The sequence below is a fragment of the Flavobacterium sp. H122 genome, from assembly GCF_004959765.1.
In the GTDB taxonomy this organism is placed as follows: Bacteria; Bacteroidota; Bacteroidia; order Flavobacteriales; family Flavobacteriaceae; genus Flavobacterium.
On record NZ_SJZD01000010.1, the window covers coordinates 20,808 to 42,048 of the forward strand.

Below are 21,241 nucleotides of genomic sequence, written 5' to 3' on the forward strand. Positions count from 1 at the left end.
TTCAATGGACTTTATATACCAAGACCCGTATCCGATTTTAAAAGACGATACTGAATACAAAAAATTAACTTCAGATTACGTTAAAGTTGAACAATTAGGTGATAGAGAAATTCTAACCGTTGACCCGAAAGGTTTGGAACTATTAGCCGAAGAAGCCATGAAAGATGTTTCTTTTATGCTGCGTTCCGCTCATCTGGAAAAACTCCGTAAAATTATTGACGATCCTGAAGCGACCGATAATGACCGTTTTGTAGCTTATAATTTATTGCAGAATGCAGTAGTTGCTGTTGATGGTGAACTGCCTTCTTGTCAAGATACCGGAACTGCTATTGTAATGGGTAAAAAAGGAGAAAATGTTTATACAGGCGTTGATGATGGTGAATGGCTTTCAAAAGGGATTTTCAATACCTATCAAAACAAAAACCTGCGCTATTCTCAAATCGTGCCTATTTCAATGTTTGAAGAAAAAAACTCCGGTTCCAATCTTCCGGCACAAATTGATATCTATGCAAAAAAAGGAGCTTCTTATGAGTTTTTGTTTTTAACCAAAGGTGGTGGATCTGCAAACAAAACGTTCTTATACCAAAAGACAAAGTCATTATTGAATGAAAAATCGATGGATGAATTCATTCGTGAAAAAATCATGGATTTAGGAACCGCAGCCTGTCCTCCGTACCATTTAGCATTAGTAATTGGAGGTACTTCGGCAGAAGCAAATCTAGCGGCGGTAAAAAAAGCTTCGGCAGGATATTATGATAATTTACCCACTTCCGGAAACATGAGTGGTCAGGCTTTCCGTGATTTGGAATGGGAAGAACGTGTTCAAAAAATCTGTCAGGAGAGTCATATCGGAGCACAATTTGGTGGAAAATATTTAACACATGATGTACGTGTTATCCGTTTGCCCCGTCATGCTGCTTCTTGCCCGGTAGGAATGGGGGTTTCTTGTTCTGCCGATAGAAACATCAAAGGAAAAATCAATAAAGACGGTATTTTCTTAGAACAATTAGAAACAAATCCAAAACGTTTCTTACCGGAAACTGCTCCGCATTTGGAACCGGCAGTTGAAGTTGATCTAAACCGTCCAATGAAAGAAATATTGTTAGAATTGTCGAACTATCCTATTAAAACACGTTTAAAATTAAACGGAACATTAATTGTAGCCCGCGACATTGCACATGCTAAGATTAAAGAGTTATTGGATGCCGGTAAACCAATGCCGGAATATTTCAAAAATCATCCGGTTTATTATGCCGGTCCTGCAAAAACTCCGGAAGGAATGCCTTCAGGAAGTTTTGGCCCAACAACTGCCGGACGTATGGACGTATATGTTGATGAATTCCAGGCAGCCGGCGGCAGCATGATTATGCTTGCAAAAGGTAACCGCAGCAAAGATGTTATGAATGCGTGCCACAAATACGGTGGGTTCTATTTAGGATCAATTGGTGGTCCTGCGGCAATTTTAGCCAAAGAAAATATTTTATCTGTTGAAGTGGTTGATTTTGAAGAATTAGGCATGGAAGCTGTCCGCAAAATCGAGGTAAAAGATTTCCCTGCTTTCATTATTACTGATGATAAAGGAAATGATTTCTTTGCTGATTTAAGTCACTAGAAACTTTTAAAACTTAAAATAGTAAACCCTGAAAGAATTAAAATCCTTTCAGGGTTTATTTTATCACTTCAGTAATGAAATCCCAAGTCTTGGAGAATCTTTATAGTATCTGGTATTTTTTACCCAGATATTCCAAGGCATTTAACACAGTATCCAAATGCTCTTTGGTATGTTCGGCCATAATGCTTAATCTGATTCTTGAAAGACGCTTGGAAACAGCGGGATAAAGAACCGGATTTACATAAATATTCAGTTCTCTGCAAATTTCTTTTGTCAAAAAATCATTACCTATTATTATTGGAAAAATTGCTGTTTCACTTATACCGATATCAAAGCCTAAGTGTAACAGACCTTTTTTAAAATAATTGATATTATTCCAAAGACGCTCTCTAATTTGCGGTTCTTCTTCCACAACATCTAATGCAGTAATTACAGACCCTGCCACCTGAGGTGTCATCGCGCTGGAAAACATATAACCTCTTGAATAAAAATGCAGTAAATCAATCAGGTCACTGTTTGATGCTACAAATCCGCCAACACCTCCTAAAGCTTTTGAAAAAGTACCGCTGATAATATCTATTTTACCCGTTAGATTAAAATGTTCGGAAGTACCTCTGCCATGCTGCCCCAAAACACCTGTGGCATGTGCTTCATCAATCATAACATAGGCTCCATAATGTTTTGCCACTGCTGTAATCTGATCCAGACGGGCAATATCACCATCCATAGAATAGACACCGTCAATAACAACCAGCTTGGTTCTATAGGAATCTTTCCTTTTTTTAAGAATTGATTCCAGATCCTGCACATCGTTATGTTTAAAATACTTGACGTTTGTATTCCTGCAGCCGTCTATAAGACTGGCATGCGAAAGCATATCTACAATGGCCAGATCTTTATCGGTTAACATTGAAAGCAACGAACTGCTGTTTGAACCATATCCGGAAGTGTAGATTATGGCTTTTTCACATCCCTTGAATTTGGCAATCTTTTTTTCCAGTTCTATATGCAAATCAGTAGTCCCTCCTAAAAGCGGCGCACTTCCTGCTCCTGCCCCGTATTTTTTTAGAGCTTCAATCCCTGCTTCTTTTACCCTGGCATGATTTGTTAAATTCAAATAATCATTCGATGCAAAATATAACATTTCCCGTGTCTCACCCGTATAATTATCTTTAACCTGTCTTACCGCAGCAGAACCATTCAAAGCTATTCTCTTGTAATCAAAATGCCTGTTTTGGGTATTACCTTCAATATATTCTTTAAATTCACTTGCCCTGCCCATTATATCCAATTCCGGAAAATCATAATAATCTGCAAATGATTTTGGTGATTTTAGTGTTACTCCTGCTGTTTCCATCATATCCTTTTTTTAGGGGAAAAACCAATTGAAGAAAATCTGTTAAAAGAAGGCAGAATCAACCAAAGCAGGTTTCCTTTTTTATGAAAGACCCGCTTTGTCTGTAAAGTTAGTTTGTCCATTTTAGTTGTTTTAGTTTATTGATTTTAGAATATTTCCATCTTTTTCATAAGAAAAGTGGCGCTTTTGTTTTTACAGATTCCATCTCTAAGTCTGTAATCAAATGATAAATCATTGTTGATTATTTCAACTTCAAAGCATTTATTATAAAGTTTATCCTTATAATCATGTACCAATTGACAGACTTCCAGATCGTGAGTAGCGATACAGCCAATTGCTTTTTTAGACATAATTTTCCTGATGACTTCGATGGTACCTGTTTGTTTATCATCAGAATTTGTTCCTTTTAGGATTTCATCGAGCAGTACAAAACAAATTTCATTTTCCAGTTTCCCAATGATTTGTTTCAGCCGTTTAACTTCGGCGAAAAAGTACGATTCACCGTCTGACAATGAATCCGATTGCCTCATAGAAACTATTACATTCAATGGGTGAAGATTTGCGGCTGCCGCGCATACCGGTGCTCCGATTCCAGCCAAGACCATATTTACCCCCAATGTCCTGAGGAAAGTACTTTTCCCGGACATATTTGAGCCTGTAAGTATTATAAAATCCTGATTGTCAAAATACACATCGTTGCAGACTCTTTTAACAGATTTAATAAGAGGGTGACCAAGTCCTTGAAATTTAATCTGATGATTTTCATTTATTTCCGGAAAGACAAATTCCGGGTTATTAAACGAAAAATTAGCCAGACTGTTCAGGACTTCAAATGCTGCTATTATTTCCAGCCACTGTTTGATGTTTTTAGAATGTTCATTTTTCCAGTTGTATAGATTATTCAGAATATGTATGTGGTATAAAAAAATTCCGTTCACAAAAATTGAACCCATGACATTTTGGACACTATGCATGTTAGATACAATAGCAGACAGTTTTTTTACTGACAGATAGGCTGACCCCGATTCATTGGTCAAACCTTTCTTTAAAGAACTCAGTTTTTCACTGGTGAAATTTTGGTTTTCAATATTTTCAATGATTAGAGCATATTGAATTATCGGCTTCAGGATTTTATCTGAATTTGATATCTCTTTTTTAATTTTCTTGAGTTGGGAAAAAGTTACCAATAAATTACAGACAAATAAAGCGGAAGCTATGTTTTTAAATAAGGGATCAGGATTAAAAACGGCTAAAGCAAATGAAACAAGAAACAATAATGGCAGTAGATAAGAAACAATGATTAAAGCTTTAGGTAGATTGTTTTCCTGTTCATCAGCCCAGTTGACTAAATTATTATGTTTTTCTTTAGTATCTTCACTCAACCTTGCGAGTGCCAGAAAATACTGTCTCCATTCTATTTTTTCAGCTAACTCTTTTACAGCTTTCTGGTTTGTCCTTATATCTGAATTGCTTAATTTTTTTAAGAGGATATTTGCCAGCTTCTCCTTCCCTAAAAATGTAGCTGTCCTGTTCAAATTCTGGAATAATGATTTTTTATCAAAAAAGTCAAGATCGAAAGAACAAAAATGATTATGGTTTATAAATTCATGTCCGTTTTCAAAAGGTATTGATTCTCCGTTCAAATATGAAATTTCATCCTCGTTAACAGCAATTAATTTCTCTTGAATATCTTTTCTTCTTTTTATCTGTTCATGAAAACGAATTAAAAAAATAAAAATAATCAGAGAAATCAACCCTCCTCCCAGTAATAAAAAATTTCCTCCTTGAAAATACAGATAGGCAAGTGTTATAAAAACAAGTATCGACAACAGCCTTAAAAAGCTTATTGTGTTATACTTTTTATTTAAACGTAAATATTCTTCTGAATGTTTTTCTTTTAATTGGATATATATCATAAACATTATTATTAACAGTACAACAAAACACTATTCAATACAAATATTTGCTTTTATTGCCGATTAAATCAATAAATATATGAAAAGGCGTTAAATGTCTTTTTTGAATTTAACCTGTACAAAGAATTTTACTTTTACTAACTGTCAGCAGTAAATTTGAAATAAAAGAATTACACATAGGAATTTGTTTATTTATTTTGGTCAAAAATACTCCATTTATACTATTTGGGAACAGTATAAGTAAATAAATTCCTGCTTTTTACATAAAAATAACTTTTGAATTATTCTACATAAAGAATCAATCCTTTAAGATAATGTCCTTCGGGATGGTAAATGTTTGTAGGGTGATCCGGTCCCTGGCCCAACTTATGCAGTACTCTGATATTGCGGCCTGTTTCAATAGCTGCCGCTGCCACCGTATTGTAAAACAAAACATCATCAATTACCTGCGAACAAGAAAATGTAAACAAAATACCTTTAGGTGCCAAAGCTTTTAATCCGGCAATATTTAAACGTTTATAAGCTTGTGTTGCGGTATGTTTACTTTTAATACTTTTTGCAAAAGCCGGCGGATCCAAAACAATTACATCATAGACCTGATGGTTTTCTTTCATGAAATTAAATACATCATCAGCCACTGCTTTATGGTTGGATCCCGGGAAATTCAGTTCCATATTTCTGGCTGCCAGATCGACCGCTTTTTGAGAGATATCAACAGAAGTCACTAATTCAGCTCCGGCACTCATGGCGTAAATCGAGAAGCCTCCTGTATAACAAAACGTATTTAATACTTTTTTGTCTTTTGAGAATTCACCCAATAATTTTCGGTTATCCCTCTGGTCTAAAAAGAAACCTGTTTTTTGTCCTTCAACCCAGTTAACGGCGAATAAAATCGAATTTTCTTTGGCAACTGTTTCTGCTTTGTCGCCAAACAGGAAATAGTCGGTTCCTGTATTTGGTAAAGTGCCGCTGCTCTTACAGTAAACCGTTTCACAATAATCCGGGAAGCAAGCCTTAATGGCAGTGGCAATTTTTTCAATCTGGTAATAAATACCTGAAGAATGAGCCTGCAGTACCCAATTTTTATCATAATAATCAATAATCAAACCTGGAATTCCATCTCCTTCACCATGTATTACACGGAAAGCATTGGTAACATTCAAATCCAATAATTTCAACCGCAGTTCCCAGGCAGACTGCAGTTTTTCATTCCAAAAGTTTTCCGTGAAAGTTTCTTTCTCAAAAGTCAGCAACCGAACAACAATACTTCCTTTATCACTGAAATATCCGGTGCCAAGATGTTTGTTGTCTGAATCCACCACATCGACCATTTCACCATCATTTATTTCCTGGGTAACACCATAAACTGCTCCGCTGAAAACCCAAGGATGACGACGTTGAATAGATTTTTCTTTACCTTTTTTTAAGATGACTTTAGGATACATACTCTATAAATTAGGATGCAAAGCTATTGAATAAAAAGATTAAGACACAAAAAAAGCCGGATAAATCCGGCTTTTAATCTATTTTAATGAATTATTTTTTAATGAATTTTTGAGACAACACTACTTCGTCACCGTCATTCATTTCAATGTAATACATACCTTTAGTTAAACTTTCCACATTAATTTCTCCGGCAACTTTTCCTTGTAATACTTGTTGTCCTAATAAATTAACTACTCTGAAGCTTAATTCTCTTTCAAAACCGCCAGATACATTTAAAATGTTTTCAACCGGGTTTGGATAGATTTTAATTTCAGATGAGAATGCACTCGTTCTGTTAGCAGAAGCTGAAGACATTCTAGCTGTTGAAGTATATGCCGTTCCAACACCAACAGCATAGAAAGCATTAGTTGTAGCGATTACTTCCGGTGAACCTGCACCAAATAAATCAACTGCTGCCTGAATACCATAAGTTCTTGCATTAGCATAAGTTGAATTTGCAGATAGGTAAACACTTTCTAATCTGTATGCAATTTTAGCTGCCTTATCAATTCCGATTCCTGTTACACTATATGAACTTCCTTTATCATTTGTTCCAGATTTACCTTCAGTTAAAATATAGAACCAGTGATTCAATACTCCTGAGTTTGTGTGAACACCGCAATAATCATTCCTGTTAGAAGGTCTACATTTAGTTTGACTTACCCAGTATGTTCCTCCGTAAGTATCAGGCTGTCCTTCAGACTTAGGATTGCTCATTGAACGTAAAGCCAGATGTCCGCTTCTTCTTTCAATATCTTCACCTATTAACCAACGCTGTTTGTTTGGCGCTGCATAATACTCAATACAAGCTCCCCAGATATCAGAAAAACCTTCATTCATTGCTCCTGATTCTAATTGATATGCCAATCCTGCTGTTTTTTCACATACCGCGTGACCAATTTCGTGACCAGCAACGTCAATTGAAGTTAAAGCGTCGAAATATGTACCTGAACCGTCACCATAAGTCATTACACTACCATTCCAGTAAGCATTATCATAATTGTTTGCATAATGTACATAACTTTTTAAAGTAGTACCTAAATTATCATAACTGTTTCGTCCGTGAACATTTTTCCAGTAATCATACGTCTTTTCTGCCCCCCAGTGTGCATCAAGTGCCGCATTGTCTTTGTTGGCATTATTAAATTCGGCTGCTGTCCAGTTATTATCTGCATCTGTAAAATTAACTGCTGCTGAATACGTTGTTCCTTTTTTCATGTTTAAAGTAACAACACCGTTACCTCTCGTGTTTTCTGACAAAATATAAGAAGAACCGCTTAATGAAGTTTCAATAGTTTGAGTACCGCTGTAACGGGTAGCTGCATTTGCCGCAACCAACATAGAATTAGCCTTGAATAAATTTATGCTACTTTTTTGTGTAGCTGCTTTACCATGTGCATGCTCACCTACGTGCTTGATTGTCGCGTTGTAATATAATTCCTCACCAGTTAAAGCATCGATATAAATATCACCACGGCTGATTGGACTGGTTGCATAAATGTCAAATTTATATGCCAGTTTATGGTCAACAACTTTACCCGCTTCTTCAAAAATAGGTAGGATAACCAATTCTCCTTTAGGCTTGGAATAATTCATCGCAGAAGCTTCTGCAAAATTTTCCCATAAATATTGTTTGGCTCCAATATACGTTAATGCTTTGCTGAATGCTGCCTGAGCATTTAAAGATGGTCTGTTGCTTACTTTTCCAATATTTGTGTACTCCCCGCTCATTGCATTTACTTTCCCTGATTTTGAGTGTAAAGTATAGGTGGAAAATTCTACTTTTATACCTTGATGGTACAATTGGTACACATCATGGGTAAATCCCTGCGGATCAATTTCTGATTTTACCTTGTTAAAAGCCTGATTCGTTTTTAAACCAAGATGGTTTTGAAAAATAGATTGAAAATCTGAGTTTTTTAAATTTGAATCCTTCTTAAAAGTGATTAGAGACGGAGACCCGTTTTCACCAAGAATTCTTTCATTAACATTTTTATCCGTTTGCGCATTTAATGCCAGACTGAATAATGAGACTGCAAAAACGGTTTTTGCATTCAGTAGTTTTTTTTTCATGTTGTTTGGTTTTACAACAAAAATGTTGTTTAGGTTAATACATTGCAATTATATGAAATTATTTTCATTTTTTTAACAATAAATTGACTTTATATTAAAAAAAAGGATCGCCATACGGCAACCCTTTAATTTATTTACATATTTGATTTTTATTATTTCTTGGAAAATTTCTTAGAAATAGATTTCTGTCCGTCATTAATTTCCAAAACATACACTCCGGAAGCTAAATTTGCCACATTGATTTCGTTGCTTAACTTACCTGATTCCAATTCCTGTCCTTTTAAATCAAATATTTTATATGAAGCATTGCTGTTTTCCATAGAAGAAATATTTAAAATATCTTCAACTGGATTAGGGTACATTACTATTTCAAAAGAAGCGTTTTCTTTAGAATTAATTGCCGCAGAAGGCATTGCAGCAGCTCCAATGTTTACCGTATAATCTTCAACCTCTCCATAAGAAAAAGTTTCACAAGCTGTAGATGTTGCATTATATTTCATTTGAACACGCATTCTTGTCTGACCTGCTAAAGCTGTTGTAGGAACTGTGAAAGTTGCTGTCAAATTTGCTGAACTTGTTGAAGAAGTTGCTGCAACTTTTTCTGTAGATTCGAAAGTTCCATTTTGATTGTAATCAATCCATACTGACCAATATTCAGAATATGCACTGCCTGTGAAACCTGCACTGAAAGTAATCGTGTTCGAACCGTAAGGAACATTTCCAACCAGATTTGTAAAATCAGCGTAACCTGCATTAGCACCTGTAGTATTTGTAATACCGCCTAATGCCACATAGTCAATATACTCATCAGCAACACTGTTTCCTTTTGAAGCACAGTAGGTAATAGAAACGGCAGAAGTTGTTACATTTACTGCATTACTGTCTGCAGAAACATTTCCTGCTGCATCAATTGCTCTTACTGTAAACGAATACGTTGTTGAAGCAGCTAATCCTGTAACTGTTGCGCTGTTTGCAGTTGATGTCGCAACTAAAGTTGAACCACTGTAAATCCTGTATCCTGTAACTCCCACATTGTCAGTTGAAGCTGTCCAAGTTAGATTTGTTGAGCTCGATGTAGTTCCTGAAGCTGCTAAATTAGTTGGTGCTGAAGGTGCCTGCGCATCAGCTGTTGTGCTGATAGAAGCTCTCCAGATACCGCGTCCATATGTTGCAGCTGTAATATTATTATCCACGTAATTAATATCTAAATCGGTAACCGGTACGTTAGGTAAGTTGTTATCAAAAGGTTCCCATGAAGCTAAACTGTCATCTTTATAATAAACTCCTAAAGAAGTTCCTAGATATAAAGGATTTAAAGGATCATTAGCTTGGTGTACTATTACATTTTTACCTATTGATGGTAAACCATTACTCATACTTGTAAATGTAGCACCTGTATCCGTTGATTTGTAGACTAATCCCGAAGTTCCCTGAGTAACTGCATATAGTATTGAACCATTTGAAGAATGAACACGGATATCTTTTACAGTAGCCGGGAACGTATAAATTAAAGCAAATGTAACTCCTTTATCAGTACTTCTGTATAGCTTTGCAGCATCAGTTGCATACATGATATTGTTGTTTGAAGGATCTACAATAAGATTTTCCAGATTACTTGAAAAAGTTGTTGTACTTCCTACCCATGAAGTTCCATTAAGTCTGTACACTTTGGTATATCCGCCAAAAACCTCACCTGCTGCATTAATTGCCAATGGTGTTACCCAGTTTCCGGTTGCCGGACCTGTTACTGTTGAAGTCAGACTGTTACCTCCATTTGTTGTTATATACAAATTAGAACCACTTTGTATGAAGCCATAGTATTTACTGCTGTTATTAGGATCCACACCAGTATCCATACCATCAGCTCCATAATAATTTTTCCACTGATTACCGCTGTATGCATAACCTCCATTGTCCTGTAAACCACCTACCATATTAGCTGATGATTGTTTTGAAACCGCAATTTTATAGAACTGACCTATCTGCAGACCTGTGGTTAAACTTGAAAAAGAAGCACCGTTATCAGAAGAAACGTAAATACCTCCATCACTTCCACAGTATAGCTTATTTCCATAGTATCTTAAGAAGTGGATGTCAGCATGTGTATACGTTGCAGATGTAGGAGAACTCCAGCTGTTTACTTTAGTAAAAGAAGTTCCTCCATTAGTACTTTTCCAAACATTTAAACATCCTGTAAAAACTAATTCCGCATTTGTAGTGGATACTGCTAATGCCATATCATACCATGCCTGAGTTGATTCAAAAATATCAGTAGTCGAGCTTGTTTTTGTAAAAGAAGTTCCGCTGTTTGTTGAACGGTACAGTCCTTGAAAACCGTTTCCTGTAGTAGCACTTAAAACATAAACATACGCTGCGTTTGCCGGTGTAACATCTATTGCCAGACGGCCGGAACTAGCCGGTAATCCCGAAGTCACTGCTGCAAATGTTGTTCCTCCGTCTGTAGATTTGTAAAACGCCGAAGGTGTAACCGCGTAAATAGTATTAGGATCACCCGGTTTCAGCTTCATATCTTTAATATTACCGCTTAAAACATTAGTCCATGCGACACCGGCATTAGTCGTTTTATATAATCCGGCGCTGGTTGCCACCCATAAAACATTTGGATTGGTAGGGTGGATAAAAATTTCAGATGCTCTTGTTGATGTATTGCTGAAAGTAAGACCTGTAGTGTTCCAGGTTGCGCCGCCGTCAGTTGATTTTAATACACCAATAGAATATGTATCACCTGCATCTTTATCACCTGTTGCAATGTAAATTGTATTAGAATTGGTAGGATCTGTTACAATTCCGGAAACACCTATCTGTGGTAACTGATCCGACATAGGTGTCCAGCTAGAACCTGCATTTGTAGATTTCCAGATACCACCAGCCGGTGTACCCACATATAAAACACTTGAATTGTTAGGATCCACATAAACCATATTAACCCTTCCCTGACCCGCAGACCATGAACCTGTGATAGTATGTGAAAATGGTCCTACCGGCTGCCAGTTAGCTATTTTTGCTGTCAAACTGGTTCTGGTATTTTTTGCTTTCTTTTTTGATTTCCAGGCATTCCATGTTTCATCAGGAGTAATTAAAGTTCCATCAGGATGGACATTATTTCTCCAGTAATATTCCCAACGCATAAAGGGTTTATAACCCGAACCCTTCTTGTTTTTATCATGTTTTGACCAGTAGGTATCAAAAGATTTAACCATATCATCAATGGTAATTTCTTTTCCCTTTGCTTCTTTCGAAGCATCATTCATCCATGGTGCTTCGGTGTTAAACTGTGCCGAGACTTTTCCAGGTATTAAAGTAACAATACCTATAGCCATTAAAGAAGTAATTTTTCTTAATGTTTTAGTTTTCATTATAGTTAATTATTGATTAAAATTAAATTTTATAAAAGAGACCGAATTTATCGGTCCCTTTTTAAGCTGCTTATTTTTTAGAAAATTTCTTGGAAATTGATTTTTGACCGTCATTAACTTCTAAAATATACATTCCGGAAGCTAAATCAGAAACGTTGATTCCCTGTTGGTTTAATTTACCTGATTTTAAAGGTTGTCCCATCAAATTGAAAATTCTGTAAGAAACACTTCTGTTATCAAGCATTGCTATATTCAAGGTAGTCTGCGCCGGGTTAGGATACATTACTAAATCAAATACATTGGATTCATTGGTTATTTCTTCACCTGAATTTAATCCTGTAAGACCAGAAGCACCAATATTTACTGTATAATCTTCAACTTCACCATACGAAAATGTTTCACAAGCTGTAGAAGTTGCATTATATTTCATTTGAACTCTCATTCTTGTTTGTCCTGCTAAAGCAGTTGTTGGAACCGTAAATGTACTTGTTAAATTAGTTGAAGAAGATGAAGAACCTGTTACTACTTTTTCAGTTGTTTCAAAAGTTCCATTTTGGTTGTAATCAATCCATACCGACCAGTACTCTGTATAAGCAGATCCTGTAAAACCAGCACTGAAAGTGATTGTATTAGAACCATAAGGTACATTCCCCACTAAATTTGTAAAGTTACCGTAACCAGCATTTGCACCTGTTGCATTTGCAATACCTCCTAATGCCACATAATCAATATACTCGTCAGCTACACTATTCCCTTTAGATTCACAATAAGTAATTGTACCGGAAGTAATCACATTCACCACATTACTTGAAGCAGATACATTTCCTGCGGCATCTTTAGCTTTTACCGAGAACGTATAAGCAGTAGCCACTGTTAAGCCGGTAACTGTATAAGAAGTTGAAGTAACAGTTGCTTTTAAAACAGCACCTTGATAAACATCGTATCCTGTTACACCAACGTTGTCAGTTGAAGCTGTCCACGATAATACAGTTGATACAGCTGTAGTTCCAGAAGCTGCCAAACTTGTTGGAGCTGTTGGTGCAATAGTATCTGCTGATTCTGCTACTAAATTAACAGTATAATCCTCAACCTCACCATAAGAAATTGTCTCACATTGTGTAGGAATTCCATTGTATTTCATTGAAACTCTCATTCTTGTTGACCCAGTAACCGCAGTTGTTGGTACTGTAAAGCTTCCTGCAGCCGGTGTAGTTGTAGAAGCTGCTTTGCTCCATACCAATTCACCTGCATCATTAAAATCTTTATCGTTATTTAAGTCAATCCAAACTGCGTAACCTTCAGGATAAGTTGAACCAGTCCATGTAGGTGTCACAGTAATTGCAGTTGCACTTCCTTTAGTTACATTTGTAGAAAGACTTGTATAATCTGAATAACCTGTTCCACCTGCAGAAGCATTGTTGATTGATCCAATTTGTACTCTTCCAATGTATTCATCAGCTACGCTGTTTCCTTTTGAAGCACAATAGACAGCCGTTTCTGATAACGTTGTTACACTTACTGAACTGCTAAGCGCCGAAAAATTACCTGCTGCATCTTTTGCTCTTACTGTAAATGTATAAGTCGTAGCAGGAGATAAACTTCCAACTACAATAGAAGTTGCCGTTGAAGAACCAATTAAAGTTCCTCCCTGAAAAATATCATAACCGGTTACCCCCACATTATCTGTAGATGCAGTCCAGGTCAGGTTTGTCGATGTTGTTGTAGTTCCTGATGCTGCCAATCCTGTTGGAACAGTTGGAGCAATAGTATCTGTTGCTGTAGATGTTGTAAAGTTTACAGAAGAAGAGAAAGCAGAAGCTGTTCCTCCTGAACATAAACTTCTAACCTGTGCCTCATACGCTGTGCCTGCTGTCAATCCTGACAATACAGTTGATGCAGAAGGAGAAGCTACCGTAGACCATGTTGCTGCTGCAGTTTCTTTGTATCTTACTTCGTATGTAGCATTAGGCACAGAAGACCAATTTACTGTTGAAGAATTAGAAGTCACTGATGTTACATTAACTCCTGTTGGAACTGTTGCACTGCATGTTGCATTGTTGGTAATACCACTTACAACCAAACTGTAATTCTGACTGCCGCCCGTTAAACTGCCCTTGTGGGTAATTGTAATCGTATATTCACCCGAAGCTCCAGTCACTTCAACTCTTTCAAAGGGGTCTTTTGTATTATCCCCTAAACCATTTGCATTAACTCCTGTTAATCTCCATGGCAGATATGTAGTTCCTGATTTTGAAATTCTTATATCCAAATCATTTACTAATTTTGCAGTACCTGAATTTAATAAGGTACCTGAAGTTCCTGCCGGATCAGTCCAGCATATAGACGCGATCAGTTTATTAACTCCATCACTGTTTACATTAAGAGTATACGTTTGTCCCGGCTGTAAAGTAAGTTCGTTAATTATTGTTGATGTTCCCTTTGTTGAAATAGCCTGTGCAGCTTTTTTGGCATTTAAAAGACCCCATCCAAAAATTGCATCAGGTCCGCTTGCTCCGGCATCATCGGCAGTATGAAGTGCCAATCCCTTTAAAGTAGCCGATTTCATATATAAGCCGTTCAAACTGTTATAATGCTGCTGCAGTAATAATAATGTTCCTGTTACATTAGGTGATGCCATTGACGTACCGCTAATCGTACCGTAAGCACTGTCACTGGTTTCATAACTTGAATATACACTTGTACCGTTTCCTGTAATATCAGGCTTGATCCGTAAATCATCTGTGGGCCCTTGGCTGCTGCTTGAATTAATAGTCACCGATACTAAATTTCCATTTGTATCTATATTGGCATCATTAGCATTAGCAACTACCAGGTTGTTTTTTGAAGTTGCATGTCCGGTTAATTTATCATATTGCGGAAAGCTTGAATTTAAAGGAGAACCATTATAACTAGTCGACCCGTCATTACCTGCCGCCACGACCATTAAATAATAAGGAGCGTTATATAATAAATTATCCCAGTCTCTTGAATCGTCAATATAAGCACCAAAATAATAGTCCTCTACCAAATCTGAACGGTATCCGTAAGAATGGTTGGATAATAACATTCCGTTTGATGCCGCAGTTGTTGCCTCGGATAAATCGTTATTCCACATATAACCTCTTACTCTGGATTGCGGTGCCATTCCTTTAGCATTTGCAGTAAACCCGGAAGCAGTTATAGTTCCTGTTACGTGGGCTGCATGAAAGTTAAGTTTGGTTCCTCCTTCTGATGCAGCATCCTCAACAGTAACTCTGTTAGTCCCTCCGGTTCCGTCATATTCCTGATGCGAAACTCTGGCATGACCGCCATCCCATACATAAGCAGTCATATTCTGCCCGTTTAGATTAAGTCCTAAACTTCCGCCTGTGTGCAAATGATTTGCTCTGGTAGATTTTGCGGCGGCAACGTTAAAGGTTCTGTAATAAATGGGTTTGCCATTAACAATTTTTTGAAGTTCTGCAAAACCTCCATCAGTTAATTTTAAAGTTAAAGGCAAATTGTTTTTTTGAGCAAAATCGACAGCCTCTTCTTTTTGCTTTCTTTCTTTTGCTAAAAATTCCCTGGAAAGATTGGTAATTTTTTCCTTGTTGTAACCCGAAGATATTTTTGCTCTTTCAGTTGGAGTTTGCGCATAAATTTCAAATCCAGTTGACAGAGCACAAAATACAAGGAAGCCTTGAAAAATTGTGTTCTTTTTCATGGTTAATTAGGTTTGGTTAGGTTAATATTTGTTTATTTGATTTTTGAAATCGATGCGAATTTAGCTTTTTTTTGTAAGTATTTAACAAAATTTTAATCATCCATTAACCGTTTAATAATAATACTGTAAAAACCCCTGATTTTATTACCGTTCACATTTTTATTGTAATTTGTTAAAAATCAAACATTTACAAAATATAATTTTTAAACCCATATTATTTCATGCCGAATAGTCTAAATAAATTCTATCGTTTGCTGCAATTTGGGTCTGTTTCCGATTTAGTTTTTCCTACAAAATTAATTTCAGTTTTAAAAAGCAAATCAAGCTGTTTTAAACCTGTTGGAAAAAAACTTTACCGGAACCATTTTCTTTATATAATACCCAAACAGTATATATAAAATTCTATTACGGTTAAGGTTTCCGCTTCCATAACTCTTTCAGTTAATTAATACAACTTTGATTTTGACTCCTTGCTTTCTTTCAGATTTAAAACTGAATAGAATAATTATATTGGAAAACGAACAATAGCTTTCGGGGAATTTAAAATCTTTGAGAAAATCATTTATAGTTCTAATATCAGTTGTTATACATCGGAACATATTATAAAATAAAAAAGGCTGTCCTAAAACAAGGACAGCCTCTTCTTATTAAAATAAAAGCGTGTTTTTATTTCTTGGAAAATTTCTTGGAAATAGATTTTTGGCCATCATTAACTTCCAAAATATACATTCCAGACGCTAAATCAGAAACATTAATTTCCTGTTGATTCAATTTACCAGCTTTTAAAGACTGCCCCATTAAATTAAATATTTTATAAGACGCGCTTCTGTTGTCTAACATTGAAACATTTAAAATTGTTTCGGCAGGATTTGGATACATTACTAAATCAAACACATTTGATTCGTTAGAAATAGCATCACCCGCTGCAATCGCTGCAATTGCAGTTGAACCAATATTCACAGTATAGTCTTCTACTTCACCGTATGAGAAAGTCTCACAAGCTGTAGAGGTAGAACCATATTTCATTTGAACTCTCATTCTGGTTTGACCTGCTAAAGCAGTTGTAGGAACTGTGAAAGTACCTGTCAAGTTACCTGAACTAGAAGAAGAACCTGAAGTTACTTTTTCAGTTGTTTCAAAAGTTCCATTCTGATTGTAATCAATCCAAACTGACCAATATTCAGTATAAGCAGAACCTGTAAATCCAGCGCTGAATGTGATTGTATTTGATCCGTAAGGTACATTACCTACTAAGTTTGTAAAGTTACCGTAACCAGCATTAGCTCCAGTTGTGTTTACAATACCTCCTAATGCTACATAATCGATATATTCGTCTGCTACACTATTACCTTTAGAAGTACAGTATGTTACAGTAGTTCCAGAAGTTGTTACGTTTACAACATTACTTGAAGCTGAAACATTACCAGCTGCGTCTTTTGCTTTTACTGAGAAAGAATAAGCTGTTGAAGCTGTCAATCCTGTTACTGTATAAGAAGTTGAAGCGACAGTAGCTAAAAGTGTAGAACCTTGATATACATCATACCCCGTAACTCCCACATTATCAGTAGAAGCCGTCCATGATAAAGTTGTTGAAGAAGAAGTTGTTCCAGAAGCTGCTAAGTTAGCCGGAGTAGTTGGAGCTGTAGTGTCTGCAGAACCAGCTACTAAGTTAACTGTATAATCTTCAACTTCACCATATGAAAACGCTTCACATTGTGTAGGAATTGCGTTGTATTTCATAGAAACTCTCATTCTTGTTGTACCTGTGACAGCAGTTGTTGGCACAGTGAAACTTCCTGAAACAGGAGTAGTTGTAGAAGCTGCTTTGCTCCATACTAATTCACCTGCATCATCAAAATCTTTATCATTATTTAAGTCAATCCAAACTGCATATCCTTCAGCATAAGAAGAACCTGTCCATGTTGGTGTAACTGTAATTGCAGTAGTACTTCCTTTGGTAACATTTGTAGAAAGACTTGTAAAATCTGTATAACCAGTTCCTCCAGTAGAAGCATTGTTGATTGAACCAACCTGAACTCTTCCAATATATTCGTCAGCTACGCTGTTCCCTTTTGAAGCACAGTAAGTAGCAGTTGCAGCTGCAGTTGTAACGCTCACCGCATTGCTTGCTGCTGATAAATTACCTGCTGCATCTTTTGCTTTAACAGTAAATGAATAAGTTGTTGAAGCTGTTAATCCTGTAGCTGTATAAGTAGTTCCTGCAACAGTACCTAATAAAGTTGTTCCACTGTAAATGTTATATCCTGTTACACCAACATTATCAGTAGAAGCTGTCCAAGATAAATTAGTAGATGTAGATGTAGTTCCTGAAGCGGCTAAGCTTGTTGGAGCTGTTGGAGCTGTAGTATCTGAAGAACCTCCAGAATAAGCAGTACCAACACCTACTGCATACCATGCATTTGTAGTAGCTATCTCTTCAGCTGAACCTGCACCATATAGTTCTACAGCTGACTGAATTGAGTACGTTCTTGCATTAGCAAAAGTTGAATTAGCTGATAAATAATTAGCTTCTGTACGATAAGCAATTTTAGCTGCTTTATCTACTGTAATTCCTGTCACATTAAAAGCATTTCCTAAATCATTTGTCCCTGATTTCCCTACTGATAGAATATAAAACCAGTGGTTTAAAACCCCTGAGTTTGTATGTACACCACAATAATCATTAGATTGTGTAGGTGTACAGTTTGGGTTAATCCAGTAAGTTCCTCCGTAAGTATCTGGTTGACCTTCAGCATTTGGATTACTCATTGATCTCAATGCCACATGTCCAGATCGCATTTCAATATCTTCTCCTATTAACCAAGGTTGCTTTGTTGGTGCTGCATAAAACTCAACACAAGCTGCCCAAATGTCTGAAAATCCTTCATTCATTGCTCCAGATTCTTTTTGATAAGCAAGATCCGCTGTGTATGAACATACCGCATGACCTATTTCATGTGCCGCAACATCTAAAGAGGTTAACGCATTAAAACCTCCTGTACCGCTACCATCTCCATATGTCATTCTAGAACCATCCCAATAAGCGTTGTTATAACTTGAGCTATAATGCACATAGCTATTGATTTTTGCTCCTGCATTATTATAACTATTTCTTGAATGTACCGTACTAAAATAATCATATGTTTTCTCTGCCCCCCAATGTGCATCTAATGCTGCATTGTCTTTATTTGTGTTATTAAATTCGGCAGCTGTCCAATTATTATCTGCATCAGTAAAATTAACTGCTGATGAATAATTAGTACCTTTATTCATATTATATGTTTGCATGCCTCCTCCTCTGGTATTGTCGTGCAAAATATAAGACGAACCACTTAACAAAGTTTGAATAGTTTGAGTTCCGCTATAGCGAGTAGCTGCATTTGCGGCAACAACTATTGAAGGCGATTTGAATAAATCTAAAGAATTTGTCTTTGTTATATTCTTACCATGACTATGTTCTCCTAAATGCTTAATAGTTGCATTGTAAAATAAAACTTGTCCTGATTGTGCATCAACATACACATCGCCTCTGCTTAATGGTTTTGAGGTATAGATATCGAATTTGTATGCTAATTTAACTGTATTGTCAACTGGTAATAAAACCAATTCCCCTTTTGGCTTTGCATAGTTCATCATAGAAGCTTCTGCAAAATTATCCCATAAAAATTCAGTTGCTCCTGAATGAGCCATAGCTCTTTGTAAAGCGGCAGAAGCATTTAATGATGGATTAGTGTTTACATCCCCTATGTTGTAAAACTCTCCGTTCATTGAGTTTACTTTTCCATTTTTTGAGTGGATTGAATACGTAGCAAACTCAACTTTAATACCTTTATGAAATAGTTGGTATTTTTCATGAGTAAAGCCAAGCCCGTCTGCTTCCCCTTTAATTTTAGAAAATTTTTGATTCTCTTTAAGCCCCAGTTGCTCTTTGAAGATTACACCGGCATCAGAACTTTTGTAATTTGCAGATTCTTTAAAGGCAATGAAAGCAGGAGTGCCATTGCCATTCTTTTCTTTTTTGCTTACCAGTTTATCTGTCTCCTGTGCAAAAGCAGATAGTGTAAACAAAGATAAAGCCATCACCGAAGCAACGCTTTGTAATTGTTTTTTCATAAAAATGTTTGGTTAGGTTAATAAATGTTTATCTGATTTTCTAAATCGTGGCGAATTTAATACTTTTTTTGTAAGTCTTTAACAAAATTTTAAGCATTTAGAAACAATTCCTTAAAAATAATACAAAAACCTTGTCTTTATTGCTGTTAACAAATTTATTCTAATTTATTAAAAATCAAATAATTAAAAAAGCGATAGGGAATTTCCTATCGCTTTGTTTATAAATCACTATGTTTTGATGACTTAGAAAGCCATTTCAGGAATTTCACCTTCAATTATCAAATCTGCTTCTGTAGCTTTGACAATATCTTCAACTGAAACGCCCGGTGCTCTTTCAAGCAATTTAAATCCTTTTGGCGTTATTTCTAAAACTGCCAATTCGGTCACTACTTTTTTCACGCAGCCAACCCCTGTCAATGGCAAAGTACATTTTTTAAGAATTTTAGATTCTCCGGCTTTATTAACATGCATCATGGCCACAATGATATTCTCGGCAGAAGCAACTAAATCCATAGCTCCTCCCATTCCTTTCACCATTTTACCAGGAATTTTCCAGTTGGCTATGTCGCCGTTTTCTGAAACTTCCATTGCTCCCAGGATTGTCAAGTCAACTTTTTGAGCTCGGATCATTCCGAAACTAAATGCCGAGTCAAAAAAACTTGCTCCAGGCAATGTAGTAATAGTCTGTTTTCCTGCATTGATGATATCAGCATCTTCCTCTCCTTCAAACGGAAACGGTCCCATGCCCAAAACACCGTTTTCTGATTGAAACTCAACTGAAATATCTTCACGAACATAATTAGCTACCAGCGTAGGGATTCCAATTCCTAAATTCACATAGTAACCATCTTTAACTTCTTGTGCTATTCTTTTTGCAATTTCTTCTTTACCTAATGCCATGATTAACTTTTTTGTCTAACAGTACGTTGCTCAATTCTTTTTTCGAATTTCTCACCCTGAAAAATACGGTTTATCATAATTCCGGGAATGTGAATTTCGTTAGGATCCAAAGTACCGGCCGGTACAAGTTCTTCAACCTCTGCAATGGTAATTTTAGCTGCTCCTGCCATAGGGGCATTAAAGTTTCTTGCTGTACCTTTAAAAATCAAGTTTCCTGCTTCGTCCCCTTTCCATGCTTTGACAATAGAAAAATCGGCTTTAAACGCATGTTCAAGTATGTGCATTTTACCATTGAACTCACGTACTTCTTTACCTTCGGCTACTTCGGTTCCATAACCTGCCGGTGTAAAAAATGCTGGAATTCCAGCCTGAGCCGCACGGCATTTTTCAGCCAATGTTCCCTGAGGAGTTAATTCCACTTCCAATTCACCTGAAAGCATTTGGCGTTCAAACTCGGCATTTTCTCCTACATAGGAAGAAATCATTTTTTTAATCTGACGCTTTTGCAATAAGAGTCCTAACCCAAAATCGTCAACACCTGCATTGTTTGATATACAGGTTAACTCTTTTACGCCTTTATTTACTAATTCGGCAATACTGTTTTCCGGAATTCCGCAAAGACCAAATCCCCCTAACATGATGGTCATTCCGTCCTGAATTCCTTCCAGTGCATCTTTTACGTTGTTTACTTTTCTTGAAATCATT

Annotated in this window: 10 protein-coding genes; 1 reads left to right on the forward strand and 9 read right to left on the reverse strand. The window is 36.4% G+C overall.

Annotation, left to right across the window (positions count from 1 at the left end; all coding sequences use genetic code 11):
- The first annotated feature begins 4 nt into the window (after positions 1-4).
- Positions 5-1,612, forward strand: a complete 1,608-nt coding sequence (locus EZM65_RS13590) for a fumarate hydratase (RefSeq protein WP_136669102.1) — start codon at positions 5-7, stop codon at positions 1,610-1,612.
- A gap of 100 nt (positions 1,613-1,712) precedes the next feature.
- Here the strand turns inward: EZM65_RS13590 and EZM65_RS13595 are convergent, their stop codons facing one another.
- The 9 genes from EZM65_RS13595 to EZM65_RS13635 all read right to left on the reverse strand — a co-directional run bounded on the left by EZM65_RS13595 (position 1,713) and on the right by EZM65_RS13635 (position 21,240).
- A complete protein-coding gene (locus EZM65_RS13595) occupies positions 1,713-2,972 on the reverse strand; it encodes an aminotransferase class I/II-fold pyridoxal phosphate-dependent enzyme (RefSeq protein ID WP_211196219.1) in 1,260 nt (419 codons plus the stop codon).
- Between the two features lie 143 nt (positions 2,973-3,115).
- The gene (locus EZM65_RS13600) at positions 3,116-4,885 is read right to left on the reverse strand and encodes a DNA mismatch repair protein (protein WP_136669103.1); all 1,770 of its coding nucleotides are present in this window, start codon (positions 4,883-4,885) and stop codon (positions 3,116-3,118) included.
- A gap of 281 nt (positions 4,886-5,166) precedes the next feature.
- Positions 5,167-6,330: a class I SAM-dependent rRNA methyltransferase gene (locus EZM65_RS13605; protein WP_136669104.1), complete on the reverse strand. Its 1,164-nt coding sequence runs from the start codon at positions 6,328-6,330 to the stop codon at positions 5,167-5,169.
- A 91-nt stretch (positions 6,331-6,421) separates the two neighbouring features.
- On the reverse strand, positions 6,422-8,443 hold the full coding sequence (locus tag EZM65_RS13610; protein WP_136669105.1) for a M4 family metallopeptidase: 2,022 nt from the start codon (positions 8,441-8,443) through the stop codon (positions 6,422-6,424).
- 152 nt (positions 8,444-8,595) lie between these two features.
- Positions 8,596-11,820, reverse strand: coding sequence for a GEVED domain-containing protein (locus tag EZM65_RS13615; RefSeq protein WP_248574874.1), 3,225 nt, complete (start codon positions 11,818-11,820; stop codon positions 8,596-8,598).
- A 70-nt stretch (positions 11,821-11,890) separates the two neighbouring features.
- Complete coding sequence (locus EZM65_RS13620; RefSeq protein ID WP_136669106.1) at positions 11,891-15,523, reverse strand: GEVED domain-containing protein; 3,633 nt, start codon at positions 15,521-15,523, stop codon at positions 11,891-11,893.
- 666 nt (positions 15,524-16,189) lie between these two features.
- On the reverse strand, positions 16,190-19,636 hold the full coding sequence (locus EZM65_RS13625; protein ID WP_136669107.1) for a M4 family metallopeptidase: 3,447 nt from the start codon (positions 19,634-19,636) through the stop codon (positions 16,190-16,192).
- A 243-nt stretch (positions 19,637-19,879) separates the two neighbouring features.
- Entirely contained in the window at positions 19,880-20,536 is a 657-nt protein-coding gene (locus EZM65_RS13630; RefSeq protein ID WP_136669108.1) for a CoA transferase subunit B, read from the reverse strand.
- Positions 20,537-20,538: 2 nt separating this feature from the next.
- Positions 20,539-21,240, reverse strand: a complete 702-nt coding sequence (locus tag EZM65_RS13635; protein ID WP_136669109.1) for a CoA transferase subunit A — start codon at positions 21,238-21,240, stop codon at positions 20,539-20,541.
- Between the last annotated feature and the right edge of the window lies 1 nt (position 21,241).

Excerpts from the sequence above, each read along its gene's own strand:
- EZM65_RS13600 (WP_136669103.1), bottom strand. The coding sequence starts at position 4,885 with ATGATATATATCCAATTAAAAGAAAAACATTCAGAAGAATATTTACGT.
- EZM65_RS13620 (WP_136669106.1), bottom strand. The coding sequence starts at position 15,523 with ATGAAAAAGAACACAATTTTTCAAGGCTTCCTTGTATTTTGTGCTCTG.
- EZM65_RS13610 (WP_136669105.1), bottom strand. The coding sequence starts at position 8,443 with ATGAAAAAAAAACTACTGAATGCAAAAACCGTTTTTGCAGTCTCATTA.
- EZM65_RS13630 (WP_136669108.1), bottom strand. The coding sequence starts at position 20,536 with ATGGCATTAGGTAAAGAAGAAATTGCAAAAAGAATAGCACAAGAAGTT.
- EZM65_RS13595 (WP_211196219.1), bottom strand. The coding sequence starts at position 2,972 with ATGATGGAAACAGCAGGAGTAACACTAAAATCACCAAAATCATTTGCA.
- EZM65_RS13590 (WP_136669102.1), top strand. The coding sequence starts at position 5 with ATGGACTTTATATACCAAGACCCGTATCCGATTTTAAAAGACGATACT.
- EZM65_RS13615 (WP_248574874.1), bottom strand. The coding sequence starts at position 11,820 with ATGAAAACTAAAACATTAAGAAAAATTACTTCTTTAATGGCTATAGGT.
- EZM65_RS13605 (WP_136669104.1), bottom strand. The coding sequence starts at position 6,330 with ATGTATCCTAAAGTCATCTTAAAAAAAGGTAAAGAAAAATCTATTCAA.
- EZM65_RS13635 (WP_136669109.1), bottom strand. The coding sequence starts at position 21,240 with ATGATTTCAAGAAAAGTAAACAACGTAAAAGATGCACTGGAAGGAATT.
- EZM65_RS13625 (WP_136669107.1), bottom strand. The coding sequence starts at position 19,636 with ATGAAAAAACAATTACAAAGCGTTGCTTCGGTGATGGCTTTATCTTTG.